Source organism: Flavonifractor sp. An82 (assembly GCF_002159265.1).
In the GTDB taxonomy this organism is placed as follows: domain Bacteria; phylum Bacillota; class Clostridia; order Oscillospirales; family Oscillospiraceae; genus Flavonifractor.
Genome location: NZ_NFHG01000010.1, coordinates 1 through 19,348, shown reverse-complemented (window position 1 = coordinate 19,348; position 19,348 = coordinate 1). Strand labels below are relative to the sequence as shown.

Annotated in this window: 9 protein-coding genes; 7 read left to right on the top strand and 2 right to left on the bottom strand. The window is 60.5% G+C overall.

Annotated elements, in window-relative coordinates; genetic code table 11:
* The first annotated feature begins 159 nt into the window (after window positions 1-159).
* From B5G34_RS10945 to B5G34_RS10930, 4 genes are all read left to right on the top strand, one after another.
* On the top strand, window positions 160-936 hold the full coding sequence (locus B5G34_RS10945) for a helix-turn-helix transcriptional regulator (RefSeq protein WP_087337174.1): 777 nt from the start codon (window positions 160-162) through the stop codon (window positions 934-936).
* A 160-nt stretch (window positions 937-1,096) separates the two neighbouring features.
* On the top strand, window positions 1,097-1,273 hold the full coding sequence (locus B5G34_RS19165; protein ID WP_087337171.1) for a Fic family protein: 177 nt from the start codon (window positions 1,097-1,099) through the stop codon (window positions 1,271-1,273).
* A gap of 577 nt (window positions 1,274-1,850) precedes the next feature.
* Window positions 1,851-2,648: a hypothetical protein gene (locus B5G34_RS10935; protein WP_140397236.1), complete on the top strand. Its 798-nt coding sequence runs from the start codon at window positions 1,851-1,853 to the stop codon at window positions 2,646-2,648.
* 114 nt (window positions 2,649-2,762) lie between these two features.
* The gene (locus B5G34_RS10930) at window positions 2,763-3,680 is read left to right on the top strand and encodes a hypothetical protein (protein ID WP_087337165.1); all 918 of its coding nucleotides are present in this window, start codon (window positions 2,763-2,765) and stop codon (window positions 3,678-3,680) included.
* A gap of 70 nt (window positions 3,681-3,750) precedes the next feature.
* Here B5G34_RS10930 and B5G34_RS10925 read toward each other — a convergent pair whose 3' ends face one another.
* Together B5G34_RS10925 and B5G34_RS10920 are read right to left on the bottom strand one after the other, a co-directional pair.
* Window positions 3,751-5,061, bottom strand: coding sequence for an ATP-binding protein (locus B5G34_RS10925; protein WP_087337162.1), 1,311 nt, complete (start codon window positions 5,059-5,061; stop codon window positions 3,751-3,753).
* Window positions 5,058-5,780, bottom strand: a complete 723-nt coding sequence (locus B5G34_RS10920) for a LytTR family DNA-binding domain-containing protein (protein ID WP_087337159.1) — start codon at window positions 5,778-5,780, stop codon at window positions 5,058-5,060. Before B5G34_RS10920 ends, B5G34_RS10925 begins: the two co-directional genes overlap by 4 nt.
* A gap of 209 nt (window positions 5,781-5,989) precedes the next feature.
* Between B5G34_RS10920 and B5G34_RS19160 the strand changes: the two genes are divergently transcribed.
* From B5G34_RS19160 to B5G34_RS10905, 3 genes are all read left to right on the top strand, one after another.
* Window positions 5,990-6,385, top strand: a complete 396-nt coding sequence (locus B5G34_RS19160) for a response regulator (RefSeq protein ID WP_242956991.1) — start codon at window positions 5,990-5,992, stop codon at window positions 6,383-6,385.
* A complete protein-coding gene (locus tag B5G34_RS10910; RefSeq protein WP_087337156.1) occupies window positions 6,382-13,563 on the top strand; it encodes an immunoglobulin-like domain-containing protein in 7,182 nt (2,393 codons plus the stop codon). The genes B5G34_RS19160 and B5G34_RS10910 overlap by 4 nt, the downstream gene beginning before the upstream one ends.
* Window positions 13,564-13,585: 22 nt before the next feature.
* Window positions 13,586-19,348 (top strand): hypothetical protein (locus B5G34_RS10905; protein WP_140397234.1); only part of this gene is annotated, 5,763 nt, incomplete at its 3' end.

Genomic DNA, 19,348 nt, shown 5'->3' with positions numbered 1-19,348 from the left:
CAATTTTGCAAATTCCTGCTTCGCCGGATTTGTGATTCAAAAATTCCGCTTGCACCGGAATTAACAATCCATTATAATTAAAAAGTCAAAGAAACAAAATATTTTATTTGTGCATTTTAGCAGATTTCCGTTTGAAATGGAATTGTTGGGGGATGTGCGATGAATGAAATCAATATTTGCAAAGAAGTGGGTGCAAAAATCCGCTATTTTAGAAAATTGCAAGGCTATACGCTGGAGTCTTTTGCCACTATTTTGCACAGAAGTAAATCCGTCCTTTCTCAATATGAGCGGGGTGAGATTTCTATCGATTTGCTGACACTTCAGCAGATCAGTAATGCGCTGGGTGTTTCTATCGGCGCGCTCATTGACAACTACTGGAACGCATCAAACCTACTGATCACAAGTGGTTCTGCCAACCAAATTTCCATGGAAAATATGCGGCAGGAGTACATATATACGTACTTTTCCCACGCAAAAGCGCCGATCCTTAGAGTGCATCAATTATGCTACAACGAGAGTAAGACCCATGCGGCCATCTACACATATTCCTCAGAGAAATTAGATGGAGCCTCTTTTGAATACTTTTATACCGGGAAAATCGTCTGCGGCCAATCTTTTACGCGGCTGCTGCTTTCAAACCCGCTGATAGAAGATGATTTGCTGTTTCTTGAATTTCCCGCACGCTTTCGCGGCTCAGGGGCTGTCTTGGGTTTCCTAAGTACCTATTCAGTCGGTTCCTGCTTTCCTCTAGCAGCGATGGCTTTGCTCTCAAGTACAATTATCAGCGACAGGGAGTGGCTCATCTCTTGCCTTAGTTATAACAGAGATGATATGAAACTTAACAGGCAGTGCAACTGTTTCTTTGTTAATCAGGAAAAAAACCACTTCTTACATGAAAATATGGAGCTACATAAAAAGCTACATGGTAAATATTAGGACAACCAACCTTCCTGATTTTTATTTAAGCCACCTAGAATATAGTTGCGGCCATAGACACGGCTGGCTACCATGTCTATGACCGTAACTATATTTTAGGCGCGTATAAACGGGTATCCAATGAGGTGGAAGGCTGTAAAACGAGGAAGTTGCCTGTGCAATGAAGCTGCTGCTGGATGAGTATCACCAAGTAATAGTGAAACGGCTGGAGTATCTGATTGATTTTTATGTACAATTTGAGCACATCCGTCCGTTTCAGGACGGCAATGGCCGGGTAGGACGATTGCTTTTCTTCAAGGAATGTCTGAACCATAGTATTGTTCCCTTTGTGATCTAGGATGACCTGAAGATATTCTATTACCAGGGATTACGCCAATGGGGCCGCGAAAATGGTTATCTGATGGACACCTGCCTGACGGCACAGGATCGTTTCCGGGCGTATCTGAAGTACTTTAATATCCCTGCCTGATCCTGTGTGCCGAGAGTAGATTTTTCAGATGACGTTTCTCTTGAGTTTGAAAGAATACTCTGGTATAATCAAAATAAATTAGACGATTATTTTGCAATAAGTTCTGTTTCTGAATGGTCTTTTGTGAAGTAATTATGGCTTGCAAATGGTGCTGATTTTTGCTTGTTGTTGCAGTAGTAAACCGATGCTATTTTGATACTGGTAAAGTTGGATACCATAAAACTGCAAGCAAAACATTAACAAAAAAGCGAACTTTTCTCCCGCATAAAGAACATGAATAGCGTTAGAATTGTAAGAATTTGCCGTATGTAAATAATGGGCGAGGGATTTCACTTTATCGGTTATGCAAAACGAGACAAGAGGAATATAATAATTCCCCTTAGCCGATCGTTAGAACATAGCTCCAAATAGTGGTGGTATCCGCTTCTAAATATGGTATCTCTTTATGTCACAAAACGCAGCCCCGGCTCAAATGAGCCGGGGCTGTTGTCATGATCCTATGCGCTCCGAGGGGATTTTAATTCCTCGGATTTTTGATGGCGGCCTGGATAGCGGCAGGGCGGAGATTTCCGGTACAACTCATGGCATTGGGGCATACTTCTGGGCCTCCGACAGTGCAATGATATCCATCAGTATAACCGGCGGCGATATGACCCTGGAGGGTGAAAACAGCGTCTGCTTCGGAGCGCAGACCCAGATCTCACCCGCCTTTGAGTATCGCATCGAAGCTGTGGGCGGAGTCAGTGAAGAGGACGCGACCACGGTAGGCAGCTTCCCGTTTACAGAGGAAGGCCAGGTGGATTTTTCTGGGATGAAATATGCCCACCTGTATGCCAAGGAGTTGTCCAGCCCCGCAATTGTAAACACCGCGGACCTCAACATCCCCGCCGGCATTGTGGGCGATAACTATAAAAAAGACCATTCCGTGATGATCGAAGGCGGGACCAGCCCCTATACCGTTAGCTTCTCTCCCCAGGTGAAGGGGCTGTCCATTGACGCATACAACTATCTGGTCTATGAGCGCCCCGGGGAACCCGTAGAGGCGCAAACCGTCACCATTACCGTAACGGACCAATATAAAATGACGGGCACCGCCACAATTACAGTGGGCGCGGTGGAGGTGCCGCGCTATCAGGTGGCAGTGAACAGTGGTCAAGTCTTGAACGGGCCCGGATCGTACAAGGAGGGTGACACGGTTGAGATTCAGTCCACTCCATCGGCCGGTACGCGTTTTGACCACTAGGAGTCGGAGTCTGCCGACGTCAGTTTTACAGATGCGTATGAGGATCCAACCACCTTACCATCCTGCTGGAGGGCGAGAATGTGGTCACCGGTGCAGACGATGAGTATGAGAGCTATGGGATCCCTCTGCGAAAACGAGCTGATTCTGGAGGGCGACGGCACGGCCAAACTGAAGGTGAGCAGCGGCCAAAGCGAGGAATACAGCAATGGGATCTATGCGTGGACGTGCATTACCATCTCCGACTGCACTGTGGAGGCGGTGGGTGGAACGCCTTCTGACGGCGCCGAGGTTGATTCTTTCGACAGCGCTGCGATTTCTTGCGAAGAAGATATGACGCTGGACAACTGCACCGTCATAGCCACCGCCGGCACCGCAGACAGCATGGGTATTGATGTCTATGGTATGGTTTCTATCCTGGGTACGGATAACCGGCCTTTTGTGGTAAAGATGGGGGCGGATGCGGACAGCGCAATAGAGGTGGAGGGCTCTCCCTTCGCGGAAGAAACGAATCTTTGGGACATCCCAGAAGTCTATGACTATGACTGTGGGTATATGTTTATCGCCGCCCATACCCACATGTATGGGGATTGGGAATATGACGCGGCCCAGCACTGGAAGGCGTGCGAGTGCGGGGAGATCACTGGGACTGCCGCCCACACCGCCAGCGGCTGGATCACGGTGACCCCGGCCACCGAGACCACCGAGGGTCTGCGCCACAAGGTGTGTACCGTGTGTGGGTATGAAATGGAATCCGAGACCATCCCGGCCCTTGTGGTCATCCGCGGGGTAGATGCCGGCGGAATCCAGCTCACCCTGACCAATCGGACAGCGGGCACCTGTCTGGCGGCTCTCTACGACAGCAGCGGCAGAATGCTCACCGCCGGTTTCCTGAATGTGGCCGCCAACGCAGGGGATATCTCCCTTTCCTTCCCCGCCTTTGAGGGCGACCCTGCCACTGTCAAATTCTTCTTCCTGGATGAGAGCTTTGCCCCTATCTACCGCTGCACAACAAGGGATTATGCGTCTGAATAAAACCCATACAGCACAAAAGGAGCGCTGCAGAGTTTCCTCTGCAGCGCTCCTTTTTACGCATACGACAGAATCAGCCCTCTCCGCGAAGCATGACCTGGGCGCGGAATACCTTCCCGTCATATTGAAACTTACAGTAGCCGCCATTCTTTGCCGCGATGCGGCGCACTGACTGCAGGCCGATGCCATGCCCCGGGCGCTTGGAGGAGCGAATCCCGGTATTGTCTTCCTGGATCTCGCCGGTATAGGCGTTTTCCACCCCCAGCAGCACTACGGCATCTCCATGGACCTCCCCCCGGACCCGGACCCAACGCAGGGAAGGCGGCAGGCGCAGGCTGGCCTCCAGCGCATTTTCCAACAAGTTGGAGAGCACCACGCACACATCCATTTCGTCCGCAGGCAGCAGGCGCGGCAGATCCAAAATATACTCTGCCGGCACACCCTCCCGGCGCAGCAGGGCGGCATAGTGGCCCGCCACCCCGTCTGCGGCCGGATTTTCGCACAGATTCAGTTCTGTATGAGGCAGGTTCTCCACCGCGGTGTCCACATAACTGCGCAGCTCCTGCCACTCCTCCCGGCGGAGCAGCGCATCAATGGCAGTAAAATGGTGGCGCAAATCGTGGCGAGCCTGGCGGGTCTCCGCAATGGCCGTTTGCAGCGCTTCATATTGGCTGGTCTGCATCTGGAGAAACTGGTTCTGCTGCTGCAGGCGCATGTTTTTTCCCAGACCCCGCGCCATCAGATAAAACAGCAGGTAGCACAGCAGCAGCATTCCCAGCAGCATCAGCTCAATGACGGAAAAGAGGAACGCCAGCCGGTCAGCCGTCACCTCCCGGCCGGCATCAGGCTGAATGACGATATTCAGCAGGGTAAAGGCCAGGGGCAGCACCCAGAATGCGTACCAGGTGCCCGGCATCTCCGTCTCCCGGAGCAGATGCCGGACGGCGTGGGTGGCAGGGTACCACATGACAAGAACGAATATCCAGCAAGCCCCATTATATGCCAGGCAGACCGGCAGGGAAAACCAGACGCCGGCATTCCCCCGCACCGCCCAGACATCTATGGCGCTGCACAGGTTGGACAGGCAGGAAAAGGCGCCGCAGACACCCAAGAACACGCTGACGGGCTTCCAGGCAGGCAAATCGCACAGCCGTAGCAGGATCAGGGCAAAAATGGGCAGGAAGACCAGCATCACATTGCTTTCCCAGCCCATGCTTCCGCAGACCCATCCCCCTGCCAGAACCCACGCCCCCAGGATCAGGATGCTCAGAAGGATCAGCCGGGACCTGCGGATGCGCACATGCTCCCCCAACGCCAAAAAACACAGCAGCGCCGCGGGAAAGATCACCGCCAGTTCCAGCGTGGGACGCAAGAGCTGATTCATTGCGACAGCCTCCTCTGAAATAAAAACTCACCAAAGGCCGCCCGGGCAGTTTCGCTGCTACTGCGGCTGACGGGTACCTGCGTGCCGTCATCCAGCAGGAAGGAGGCGCCGTCAAAATCCCGGACATGCTCCAGATTGACCAGCACACCGCGGCCGCACACCAAAAAATTCCGTTCTTCCCTGAGCAGATCGGTAAATTCTCCAAACGTCATGCGGACGGCGGCCTCAGTCCCATCCCCCAGGTGGATATGGATCTGATGGCGGAAATGGTCCGCCCACAGGATCTCCCGGAGCACCAGGAGGCGGTCCTGACGGCCGACGTGCAGCCGGATCACCGACTCCTCCGGCGGCAGGCGGTTCAGCACTTCCTCCAGCACCTCCGCCACCTCCTCCATCCGGTAGGGCTTGACCAGGTACTGGATCGCCCGCACCCGATAGCCGTCCAGGGCGTGGTCGGTGGAAGTGGTGGTAAAAACCAGCACGCAGTCGGGATCAAACCCCCGCAGCGTGCGGGCGGCGGTCACGCCGTCCATCTCTTCCATATAGATATCCAGAAAAACCAAATCAAAGTGATCCTGTCCGGCGGCCTCCAGGAAGGAGGCTCCATCCGAAAATTCCAGGCACTCCGCCGGCTTCCGCCGCTGAGCCAGCGCCGTTTTGAGCCAGCTCATCAGTTCTTCCCGATCCTGTGGATTGTCGTCCACCACAGCCAGACGCATTTTGCCCCCTCCTCTCCGGCCCGGCCGCCGGGCCGCAGCTTGCTTTATGATAATAATATAGCAAATTATTTTATCTCTGCCTACAATTCGGGACAGAAAATTACAGTTCGGGACAGATGCCTTGTCCCCCCAATTGACTGAGCATACCATAGTCCTGTCAGTGTGCAGAGGGCCGCAGGGCCTCTGCTGTTTCAGAAAGGAGGGGTGGTATGCACCGGGTCGCGGTATTGTGCCGTTCGCCGGACACCCGGATATGGCTGTGCAGACAGCTGGGAGCGTATCTGGCCCGCATGGGATATTTCCCGTGTCTGGAGGCCCCGGAGGATCTGGAAGGCTTCTATTACACCATGCGCGCCTCCCCGCCGGACGGGGTGGTGCTGTCCATGGACGGAGTCGCAGGGCTGAATGCCGCCGAACACCTGCGCCGCCTCTGTCCCAACTGCGCCCTCATTTGGGGCAGCGACCTGGATTTCTCCCTGCAGGCCTACCGGCTGCGGGCCGATTACTTTGTGCAGGGTGAATGGACTGAGGAAACGCTGTCGGAAGGGCTCTGCCGCTGGATAGAGCGAAGCAAGCAGCAAGAGAAAGGAAGATTTGAGGAATGAAACGAAGAAGGCGCGGGCTCAGTCTGTTCCTGGCACTGAGCCTTATTCTGTCCCTGGTGGGGCCGCTGCCCGCCGGGGCGGCGGAAGCCAGCTATACGCCCGACGTGGCGGGCGCTTACCTGCTTCCCGCCCAGGCGGCCAATGACAGCAGCTTTATCCGCACCAATGTGCTGACTGCAAACGGTCTGCACGTGGACGGCCACTTTACCGAATTGACAACGGAGCAGAACGCTGTCAGCGTCAGCGGCGGAGACAAAACGGTTCTCAACCCCGCCATCACCTATATGCACAGTGAGAACCGCAAGTGGTGGACCACCTACCAGTGGGCCGACATGGGCGAGACCATGAAGGCGCTGCTCTCCTCCATGCAGATCACCGCCACCGTCAGCGCCTCGCTGACCGCGGACCGGCATATGCATATCGGCTCTCACAATGACCTGACCGACCGGGCCCAGGCCTATCTGTATGCCGGCTACAACACCTCCCCCATTGTGAAGGTGAGCAACAGCTCCAACGACCCGGACGGGGTGGCCCGCACCTACACCAGCAGCGGCGTACTCACCTCCGCGGGCAGCAACCTCCGCTTCCGCATGGGCGCCACCGACTGCTCCTGCGGCAGCTCCAAGGTGAGCAAGGTCTACATCTATCTCTCCGATACGACAGCGCCCACCCTCACCGGAATCTACCTCAGCGATGAAATGGGTGAGAAAATAAGCCGCACCGCCTACAAGGGCGGGCAGACCCTCTACCTCACCATGGAAATGAGCGAGCCGATCCGATTCGCCGGCGGCGTGAACCAGGATCTGACCCTCACCCTGCCCCTTATCAGCACCCAGACCGGCCAGAGCACCGACCGGACGGTGGAGGCCCAGCTGGCCTCTCTCAAAGGGAACAAGCTGATCTTCTCCTACACCGTGCCCAGTGGGCAGAACATGGACTACACAGTGGTAAGCGTCAGCCCCAGCCAGCAGGCCTGGATGGACGGCAGCTATGATCTGAAGCTGCTGGACGAGAAGGGTGCACCCCTGAACGTGGGCAGCTTTACCGTCAACAGCCGGATCACCGACCTGGCAGGCAACCCCCTCAGCTGGACCGCCAGCCGGGAGCTGGAAAGCCGGCTCTATCTGGACGACGTGACCCCCGGCTATACCCGGCTCAACGCCGCGGGCAACATGACCCAGGGCTATCAGGCCGACACCAACGGCGACTGGCCGGAGGACATCACCCCCTCCGCCACCTGGGCCGGCACGGGGGGCTACCTGGCCTTCACCCTCACCCTGAATGAAGAAGTGGGGCTGTGGACAGCTGAGAGCTACGCCCAGCTGAACAAGGAAAGCGGCGTCACGGCCGTCCTCAATGTGAAGGACAGTGGCGGAATCCCCATTGAGGTGGGCCTCAGCGCCGTATCGTACGCCATGGACAACGTCAACGACGTGCGCACCAGCACCATCCTGACCTTCCAGTCCTTCCGGCCCGCCGCCGGGATGACCCTGGACGGGGACAATCCCATCCGCATCGTCTCCCTGAAGGCCCCGGACGGCAGCACCCTGGGCGACATGGCGGGCAATTCTCTGAACACCGCCGTGAGCCTGACCCCGGTGGAGAAGCTGGGGCTGGATGTGACGGCTCCCACGGTGACCCTGCTGACGGAAAACATCTCCGTCACCGCGGACGGCCCCGCCCAGACCATCACCTTCCCCTTCACCGTAACCGATGAGGCGGACGGCTCCGGTGTGGACCCCGAGCAGGAGGTCGCGCTGGATATCCTGGCGGACACCGCCGCCGCGGTAACGTACTGTATCACCAACAGTCCCACCCCGCCGGAGAGCGACGGCGGGCTCTACAAGACCCTGTCGGCCCAGCAGCCCACCTTCCCCCTGCCCGCCGGCAGCAGCAATACCTATTACCTGCACGTCTGCTGCGCCGATCTGAGCCAGCGCTTTGATCCGGCCAACGGCCAGACGTCGGTGGAGGTCTCCGTCACCTGCCGGGACTACGCGGGCAACCAGGCCTCCGCCTCCACCTCCCAAAGCCTCCGAGCGGACTGGAGCGAACCCGTCATCACCCTGCCCGACACCTTCACCCTCAGCGGGGAGAACACCCTGTCGGTCCCCTATTCGGTGTCCGACGGCTCCCACCTGAAAAGCGTGACCGTCCAGTGGGACAGCGGCAGCCAGGATGAAATGCTGGGGGAGGGCTACGCCTCCGCCTCCTATTCCGGCACCACCGCCTATACCGCCACGGGCGAGAGCGGCACCGCCACCCTGACGGTCACCGCGGCGGACGCAGCTGGCAACACAAGCACCGCCAGCCGGAGCTATTCCTACTCCCTGGGGGAGATCACCACCCACTATACCCTGGGCAGCGACCCCAGTGTGATTACCGGCCACCCCTCCCTGGTGCTGTACCGCCCCACCGCCCGGGGCGGCGCGTCGGGTGATGAGCAGATGATTTCCGTGCTGGCCATGCGCCTGGAAAACAACGTGACCCATGACAACCGCTACAACATCTATTGGCTGAAGTCTGACGGGATCATCGAAACCCAAACGCCCTTCCAGATTTACAACAGCTATTCAGCCACCTCCGCCACCCTTGCCGTGGACCAGGAAAGCGGCACCGTCACCTTCGGCGGCTATCAGGGATATTTTGGCGGCGGCTGGAACGCCACCTCTGCCTACGGCACGATTTCCGTGGCGCTCTTCACCATGTCCGCGTCGGAGTGGGACACCGCCGTGGAGGGCGCCGTGGACAGCAGCTTCACCGTCAAGCCCGAGGCGCTGGAAGCGTTCGACATGAAGGTGGCCGCAGGGGAGACAGGCTGCGCCAGCAACTACAAGATTCTGTTCTGCACCCCCGAGGATCAGTACGGGAACAAGGTGCCTGACGCCCTGATGGAGAAGAACGGGGTCACTCAGACGGGGGTCGTTCAGACCCTTACCGGTCTGCGCATCCCCATCGAGCTGAGCACACAAACCGGCAAGCCCAGCGACTTCCGCTTAGACGACATAGACTTCACCGCCTCCTATGTATGCCTGTCGGCCTCCTCCGGTACTGAGGTACCCGGGAGCCAGTACTACTTCACCAAGGATGAGATAGTGGAAGGAAAATATCTCTACTACCCCATTACCGTACCCCTCTACGGCCAACAATTGTCCCTGGTGCCCCGCCTGCACCTGGTATGCCTGGATGGCAGCGTCCGGGACGTCTCGGGCAACGCGGATGATAACCTGACCTACAATTCCCTGGTCACCCTCTATATGGACGACGGGCCGTTCCTGACAGACTTCTACCCCAACGGCTATACGCAGAAATATTACAGCGAGACTGTCCGGAGCGAGGACCTGACCGCCGAGACCGCCCAGCTCACCATCGGCATGACGGGCTCCACCGGCGGCACGCTGACCTTCCAGTTCGGCGAGTGCTACCCCAAAGCGCCCACCCTGCTGACCTACCAGCCCATTGAGGTCTGGTGCGAGGACAACCCGGACCAGGTGGTCACCGCCACCTACAACCTCAGCGACTACACCCAACGCCAGGTGGAGCTGAAGGTGGCGGACATCCCCGCCTCCCCCGACAGCCGCACCCTCTATCTCCACGAGGGGGAGAACATCCTGCATTACCGCAGCCCCCATGTCAACGGCGTCACCTATGCGGAAAAGACCCTGACCGTCCTGGTAGTCAACCAGACCTTCTCCATCTCGGCCGAGGTCATCCCCCATGAAGACGGCAGCGTCCGCGTTCAGCTCACCGCAGACGAGTATGCTCAGGAGCAGCTGCTCCTCAACGGCCGGACCGCCTACGCGAAGTTCAGCAAGGAGCTGCGCCCCGTCACCCTGGACAGCAATCTGGGTTTTGAGCTGTCCCTGACGGAAATGAAGGAAAGCTGGGCCGAGGAATTCTATCTCCGGCTGTACGACAGCAACTGGAACATCGCCAGGACCGGCGACCTGCTGGTGGGGCAGGCGGTGGATATCATGGCGCCCACGATCTATCACCGCGATTATGACAGCAGCGCGTCTCCCCAGGGAGGGTACACCCTGAACGCCTCCGTCGCGGAGCCGCTGGGCGATGCGTACAACAGCGGAGTTGATTTGGACAGCTTCGTCCTCACCTTTACCTACGGAGATGGGACGGTGACCACCGTCCCCCTGCCTGAACTCTCCCTCAACAGCATCTGGAGCGGAAACGGCTCTAACTACAACGGCGTTTACCAAATCACCGCCGAAGGTACCGACAACACCTCGGTTGCGCTTACCATCAACGGCATGTTCCCCTACGGCTCGGAAGGCAGCGTGACCATCACCATGGCCTGCCAGGACAACGCCGGCAACGCCGCCGCGGTCAGCCAGTACTCCAAGGAATGGGCCGTGGGAGCTTACTCCAACACCACCTCCGCCCCCACCATCACGGTGGGCGCGGTAAAGAACGGGCTGATTCCCATTACCTCCGACCAGCCCATCCGGGTGCTGGACCCGGTGCCCGCGGATACCGCCGGCACCTTTGCCGTGGAGCATTCCCTGCCCATCTACACCAACTCCGCCACCATCCAGTATGAGGATGCCTTCGGAACGCTGTACACCATGGACATAGCTGCCTCCCCCTTCGGGGAGAACCTGACGGTGTCCCTGTCCGAGACCACCCCCACCCGTGGGCCGGTGACCCTCACCGCCACCGCCACCGGCGGCAGCACCCTCACCAGCGTCACCTCCGGCAAGCACGGTGACGGGGAGATCGCCGGTCCCACCGTCACCCTGGAGCTGAGGGAAAACGACACGGTCACCATCACCATGGGGACGAACACCTACACCGTGCAGGTCACCAACATCGACAACACCGTGGACCCCGTCACCGTATCCTTCTACGGTCCCGACGGCGCGTTGCTGGACACCCAGAGCGGCGCGGAACGTGTGACCGGCCCGGTGACCGCCGCCCTGCAGTGTTCGGAACTGCTGGTAGGCCAGACCAGCCATGTGTTCCCCGTGGGTTCGTCCGCGGGCGACAGCTTCACCTTCAGCATCTCCGACCAGGTGGGCAACACCACAACCGTCACCGCCACCCTGCCCTGGAACGTGGTGAATGAGGCGGGCGGCGTCCAGCTCCCGGAGGACACCACAGCCCCCACCTACCAGGCGGGCCTGTACGTCCAGCAGTCCGGCAGCTGGCAGCAGGTCAACAGCTACGACTCCCTGCTGGGAGGGGAGCTGTCCGTGGACAACATTGCCGGTGCCATGCTGTCCCTCTCCGGTCAGGGGGTGCGGGTGGTCTTCTCCATTCAGGATGACTCCCCGGTGAACCTGATCGTCAAGAGCAGCACCGGTGCCGTCCCCGGCTATACCGACGCCGGCGACTCCATCGCCGGTCTGAGCGTGTCCGCCTCCACCGTCACCTGGACCGGCGGGGAGGTAAGCGGCCCTGTCTACGTCTATCTGGTGGACGCCGCCGGCAACGCCGCCGCGCCCCTGACCCTCACCTTCCCCGGCGTGGACAGCGACGCCCCCGCCGCCACCGTGGAATACGCGGCGGGCAGCGAGGACGGCAGCCTGACCAAGGCTCCCGTCTACGCCTACCTGGTGCCCGGCGGGGAATCCATCACCGTCCTGGACACCGGCAGCCTGACCCTGGACACCAGCGGCAGTGAACACAACGGCCAGTACTACTATACCTTTACCGCCAACGGCAGCTATACCTTCCGCTTCTCCGACGCCGCGGGCAACATCGGGACCGTCACGGCCACAGTGCGCACCATCAACTCCGACGACACGGCTCTGGAACTGGTGAGCGGACCCGTCTGGCTGTGCCGGGGCCAGACCTATACGAGCAACTACAACTGGCAAACGGCCCAGCAAACTCTGTACAGCAACACCCCCGTCACGGCCACCTTTACCGCCAACCTGCCGCTGGCCAGCGCCGAAATCATAAAGGATGGTGAATCCATCCCTACAGAAGGCGTCGACGTAACCGTGTCCGGCAACCTGATTCGGGTCACCTACTCCGTCAACTGCCCCTCCGTGCGGCTGCGTGCGGTTGCCCAGAACGGGCAGACATTTGAATACACATACGGCTCCAGCGGCCTGCTGTATGCGGTCACCTGTCTGGACATGGACGCCCCCACCGTCACCGTGACGGCCAACGACTCCGTAAGCCCTGTGAACGGCGTGTATACGGTGGACGGCAGCGGCCAGCGCTCGGTGCGCCTCACCTTCACCACCAATGAGGAAACTGCCAGCGAGCAGGCGGCCTGCGCCAACTCCACTACCCGGTTTGACACCCAGCACACCTGTACCATTTATCAGAATGGAACGAGCAGCCTGACCTTCACCGACCAGGCAGGCAACGTGACCACCATCCAAATCGCGGTCACCAACCTGGACGACAAGCTGGCCCTGTCCTTCTCCAAAACCGGAAGCGACAGCGACGCCGTCACCGATCCGGCAGAGCTGGGCCAGCTGACATCCGGAAGCACCTTCTATCTCAAGTCCACCCGGAATGTGACGGTGAGCTTCGGCGGGGCAGAGACCCAGGTAGTCAAGAGTACCTGGACGTCCTTCACCGTACCCCAGAGCGGCAGCCTGGCCATTCTGAAAGCGGAAGACGCAGACGGAAACACCCTGTATGCCTACCTTGCCGTGGCACTGCCCGACACCGTGGCTCCCATTATCTCCCTGCCCAGCCAGACGGTGTACGCCCCGGTGGGTACGGAGAACCTGGGTCTGCTCCGGGAGGGGGTCACCGTCACCGACAACCGGGACAGCAGCCTCAGCTTCACCGTGGACACCTCCGGCGTGACCTGGGACGCGGCGGGCAGCTACATCATTACCTACACCGCAGAGGACTCCGCCGGGAACAGCTCCTCCGTCACCCGCACCCTGGTACTCACCGCCCAGAGCATCCTCACCCTCAGGGTGAACGGCCAGACGGTGCAGCCCGGAAGCACCCTTACCCTGGAGAAGGGGACGGCGGAAATCACCCTGGAGGGCGCCGATGCGCCGGTGTACCTCAGCCTGAAGCAGGGCTACAAGACCATTGCCCAGATGAAACTGGGTTCCCAGGTGCTGCTGTCCAATGCCAGCTACACCGAACCTCTGGAGACCGCCCTCACCGCCAGCGGCTTCCACACCCTCTACCTCCGCGCCCAGGACCGGACAGAGTATGTCTTCTATCTCTATGTCAAGGGCTGAGCGTCCGGAAAGGAGCATGAACATGAAAAAGCGAACCCTATCCCGCCTCCTGGCCTGGGTGCTGGCCCTGTGCCTGATCACGGGACTGCTGCCCATCTCCGTCCTGGCGGCGGAGCTGGGGAATGTATATACCCTGTCCAACGAGAACCTGCAGGTGCTGGTGGACAAACGCAGCGGCGGCTTCTCCATCCGCACGCTGGAGGGCGACGCCATCCGGAAGGATGACAACAACAAGAACCTGCTGTTTCCCCTGGGGGATGACGACACCTCCTTTGCCTCCCTCCGGGTCACCCGGAACGGCGAGGCCAAGGACTATGTGTTCGGCGGCAAGTATGCCGGTTCCTCCGATGTGGCGGTGACCGCCACATCGGAGGAGATCCGGGCGGTGTGGTCGGTGGACGGCATCACCGTCACCCAGACCCTCCGCCTGGCCAACCCCGGCGCCACCCAGCACGGTATGGCCTACCTGAGCTACACCGCCGAGAACAGCGGCGAAGCGGCCGACATCCGGCTGCGCCTGCTCATGGACACCGCCCTGGGCACCCAGGATTACGGCGTCTACGAGGTGGCCCAGTCCGGCGGCGGCTACCTGACGGTGGAAAGCGAACGGAGCATTTCCGGCTACCAGAACAGCTTCTTCGCCTATGACGATCCCCAGAATCCCAGCGTATTCGCCTACTTCCTCAACGGCTCCGTGGGCGACGCCGCCAGCACGCCGGAACAGGTGACCTTTGCCCACTGGAACAATCTGGCGGCCACCGTTTTTGACTATACGCCCGACGAAAGCCTGTATTTCACCACCCCCTACAACCGGGACTACCTGACCGCCGACAGCGCCTTTGCCCTGTATTATGACCTGGGCAGCGTGGGACAGGGCGGCAGCGCCACCGCGGCCGGCTACTACGGCGTGTTCTCCAACGCCGCAGCAGCCGAGGGGGACCGGCTCACCCTCAACTTCACCGACCTGCCCCAGGCTCTGGAGATGAACGGCGACCGGACCGGCTACACCGGAAACGGCGACTTTACCGTCACCGCCTCCATGACCAACATCTCCGGCCAGACCCTGGACAACGTGCGGGTGGTGGTCTACCCCGGGGAGAACATCACCCCCTACGACAAGAACGACGACCTTCAGGAAACCGCCAGCTATCTGGACCCCTACTATATCGACCTGACCAACGTGCAGGCAGACGGGTCCCAGAGCCTGAAGTTCAAATTCCACGCCGTACCCGGGGAGGACGCGGCCTACCGCAAACTCACCTTCCAGGCCTATGAAATGGGGAGCGACGGCGCGCTCCAGGCCCAGAACCTGCTGTGCGCTCAGACGGTTTGGCTCCTCTGCCCCGGCACCGGCGGGGATGTGCCGCAGGTAGGCTTCACCAGCTCCTCCCCCGACCTCATTTACATCACCGGCACCCGTCATCTCTACCTGACGGGCAGGAATTTCAGCATGCTGTCCAACCAGAGCGCCTACTCCCTCCGCCTCTCCCGCACCGACGGCGGGAAGATCAACGGCCAGGACAGCCTGACCATCCCCGCCAACCAGTTCATCCTGAACACGGAAGACAATACCGCCGACGTGGTGATCACCGACGCGCTGGCCATCGGGGAATATCAGCTGACCATCGACTATACCGACACCTCCACGGCTGATATCACCGCGCCCGCCCTGCGCTTCCAGGTCACCGACGACCCGGAGTACCGCAACGACGGCTACGGCGTGGTGACGGTGGAAAATGATGGCTCTAACAACTACTCCATCCACACCTACGCCACGGAGGAGCGCTATGAAGCGGCAGGCATGGGGCTTGACGGCGCCGTCCTGCTGGAGTTCCGCGGCTCCTTCACCAAGGAGGAAAAGAACGGAACCACCGTGCTCACCGGCGTCTCTCTGGGCAAGGAAGACAATGTGATGACCCTGAACAACTGCCTGGACATCCGGGAGGGCCAGGTGACCATCACCGACGCCAATGACGAGATCACCGTGGACTTCGACGCCTCCCTCACCGTCTCCGGGGTGGGCACCTCGGTGTGGACCGGCCGGTGCTGCCTCACCGCCATCGAGGACGGGGAGGAGTATTCCCTCACCACCTATGGGGCCAGCGGCGACCGGGACGAGGACGGCAACATCACCCTCCTGTGGCCCAGCGTGGGCCAGGCCGCCCAGAGCCTGCTGGGCCTGCTCTTCGAGTTCAAGTACGGCGAGCTGGGCTATATGGAGGACGTAGGCGGCGTCATCGGCTTCGGCGGCGGCCTGGACCTGTCCTTCCTGATTCCCGCTGCCAAGCAGGCCGACGACACCCCCTCCGCCCTGGATCAGGCCAAGGAGGACCTCATCCGCAGCGGCGAGGACACGCCGGAAAACCTGCGTGCCCTGGAGGAACAGTACCCCCACAACGCCGACACAGTGAACACCAACGCCCCGCCCTTTGAGACCTCCACCGACATGGGGGACGGCGCCGAGGCGGGCGACGGCGACAGCCGCTCGGCCACCATCCAGGTGGACGACATCCTGTTCGGCGGCGGCAAATACCAGGGCGTCAACTTCTCCGTGGCCCTGGGCCTGCCCAGCTACTTTGAAGGCATGCCCGGCATCGAGGGCGTGCTCACCGTCAGGACCGTGGGCGACTGGGCGGTGGACGTGTCCGGCGCAGCCTCCTTCGCCACCTTCGCCATGGAGGCGGAGCTGGCCGTCCAGAGCAAGGACGGCATCCCCTACCCCGATACCCTCCACTTCTTCGTGGGCGGCTTCGTCCCCGGCATCAACCTGGACGGTTTCGGCGTGATCTGGCTCCAGGGCGCCGGCGGCGGCATCAACAACCTGTACGATACCATTTTCCTCACCGAGTCCGTTCCGCCCCTCCAGCTCATTCTGGAGGCGCAGTTCTCCATCCTCCAGATCATCTCGGCCCGGGCCACGCTGGCCCTGAGCCTCCAGGGCATCAGCGCGGAGCTGAGCAACGGCGTGCTGGCCAACTCCGTGGCCGTGCTGGACAGCGCCAGCCTGGAGTTTGACTGGTACCCCGAGTTTTTCTTCCTGTCCTCGGTGGATATGAACATCGCGGGCGTCCTTCAGGGCGGCGGCTATCTGGTGCTGGATGAGAGCGGCATTTTCGAGTTCTTCATCCGGGCCTCCCTGAGCCTGCCCGGCACCCTGCCTCTCATCGGCGGTCTCACCCTGGCCAACGTGGGCATGGGCGTCAACGCGGAAAAGATCTGGGGCGCCGCCGAGGCCCTGGGCATCCAGGTGGGCATCACCTACTACTGGGGCAGCGGCGAGGTCAGCTGGAGCGGCGACGCCGCCACACCCAACCACCCCGACCTGCTGGGTCTGGCCACCGTACCCGTATACACCGCTCCCGACACCGGCAGGACCCTTTACGCCGTGGTGGGCACCAACGCCACCCTGGCCGCCCAGTCCCAGCTGGGCCTGGTGGCCAGCACCATTCCCACCACGCGGGCCGACGGGGACAGCCTGAAAAGCAACGTTGAGGGTACCCGGCACGAGCTGGTCCTGGCTTCCGGCCACACCTCTCCCGCCGCCCTGACCCTCACCTGGGACAGCGCCAGCCTGGAACAGGCCCGGGAGGAGGCCGAGGCTATCACCATCGACAATTATACCCTGACTTTTGTCCAGGATGTGACCAACGCCAGCGCCACCGAAAACGCCAACGCCAAGGTGACCTATGATTCCACGGCCCATCAGGCCAACATGACCGTGACCTTCCAGCCCAACCGGGCCGGTACCTACTCCATCACCACCGGCAAGCCCGCCAGCCTGGCTCTCTACCGGGTGGCGCCCCTGCCGGGCATCGACAGCGTCAGTGTGACGGACGGCAGCGCCACCGTCACCGGCACCGGCCTGGAGCAGTTCTCCCAGATCACCCTGCTGGCGGTGGACGAGGAGAATCCCGACAACTCCCGCATGGTGGGCCATGTGACCAGTTCTGAGGATAAACTCTTTAACCGCACCAGTGTCACCATCCCCATGGACACCGCCGCCCTGCCTTCCGGCCAGTACACCCTGCGGGCCATTGCCGTGGATGGGGATGCGACTGTGACCTCCACCGCGGAAACCAGCTGGACGTATAACAATCCCAACCAACCCGGCGCGCCCACGGTGAGCGACGTGAAGTCCGCCGGGGACTACAAGGTGTCCTTTACCGCCACCGGTGAGGAGATTGACGGCTACCGGGTGAACTTCTATGAAGGCAAAAATCTGGTCTCCGGCGTCAGCGGCCTGATGCTGGAAAAATCCAGCACCGGCAATACCTACACCGCCGGCGGCCAGGCCACCGTGCCGGAATACAAGACCGATGACAACGAACAGCTTGTCTTGGATGACGACGGCAACCTCATCCCCACCGGCAATACCGTCACCGTGGGCCTGGAGGCGGGCAAGACCTACACCATGGGCGTATCTGCCTACAGGACAGTAAATGGCGTTACCCTCTACTCGGAGGAAGCCACCGCTTCCGTCCAAGTTTCCGCCCCCAACCCGCCCGCTTTCTCCTGGAATGCCGACGTCGAAGGCACCACTGTGAGTACCAAGGCCGGGGAGGAGACCTTCTCCACACTTACCTACCGGACCAATGCCCTCACCGTCACCCTGACGGAAACAAAGCGCCAGGCCGTCAGCGGCGTCTGGTCCCTGGACGGCGGCGCGGAGCGGAAGGTTGAAAGCCAGAGCACCATCCAGATGGAGCTGACAGAACTGACCGAGGGCTCCCACACCATCCGGTTCCAGGGCACCAACAGCCAAGGGGATGCCTTCCTGTACACCAAGAGCTTCTCGGTGGACACCACGCCCCCGGCCCTACTGGTATCTTCCCCCATCAGCGGTTCCTTCTTCGGCAGCGACGGCTCCGTTACCCTCACCGGCTGGACCGACGGCACCCTGAGCCTGTTGGTGGACGGCAAGGCTGAATCCATCACCGTTGCGGACGGTTCCTTCTCCCAGCCTCTGGCCTTGGACGCCTCCGCCGTCAGCCACACCCTCACCCTCACCGCCACCGATGCGGTGGGGAATGAGACTACCCGCACCATCCAGGTGGTCAACCCGGCCCTGGGCCAGATGACCCGCCTGGCCATCTATTCCGGCAGCAGGGAAGTGTCTGAGACAGAAGCCCTGACTGTGGGCAACGACGGCTCCACCCTCTCCGTGAAGGCCGTGCTGAGCAATGGCTCCACCCTCGACCTGAGCGGCAGCGACCTGGTGGAGTGGAGCGTCATTCCCGCCATCGGAACCTGCGAGGTGGATGACTTCGGACACGTCTCCCTCTCCAGCGGCGGCAGCGCCGTGGTCAAGGCCCGCATGGCCATTACCGATGATGGCGGCTATACCGCCTTCGCGGCCCTCGGCGCCGGCGAAATCACACCTGTTGTCACCATTACCCCCTGTACAAACGGCACAATCACCGTTACGGGCACCGTAAATGGTGTGGCGAATACTGCGATTCAGAGCGGCGACGCCGTGGACTACGGCTCCGGCGTCACCATCCAGGTCACGCCGGCGGAGGGCTATTACCTGAATAAGCTGGTTGTGAATGGCAGCATCGTCTCTGTCAGCAGCGACGGAACGTATGTCATTGGCAGCCTGACAGAAAATCTGAACGTCACCGCGTCCTTCTCTACCAAAACCAACGCCCAGGTACCCACCATCAGCACCCAGCCCACGGGCGCCAGCTACACCCAGGGCGACACCGCGGCGGCCCTCACTGTGGCAGCCACCGTCACCAAGGGCACCCTGTCCTACCAGTGGTTCCGCAACACCGCCGACAGCGCT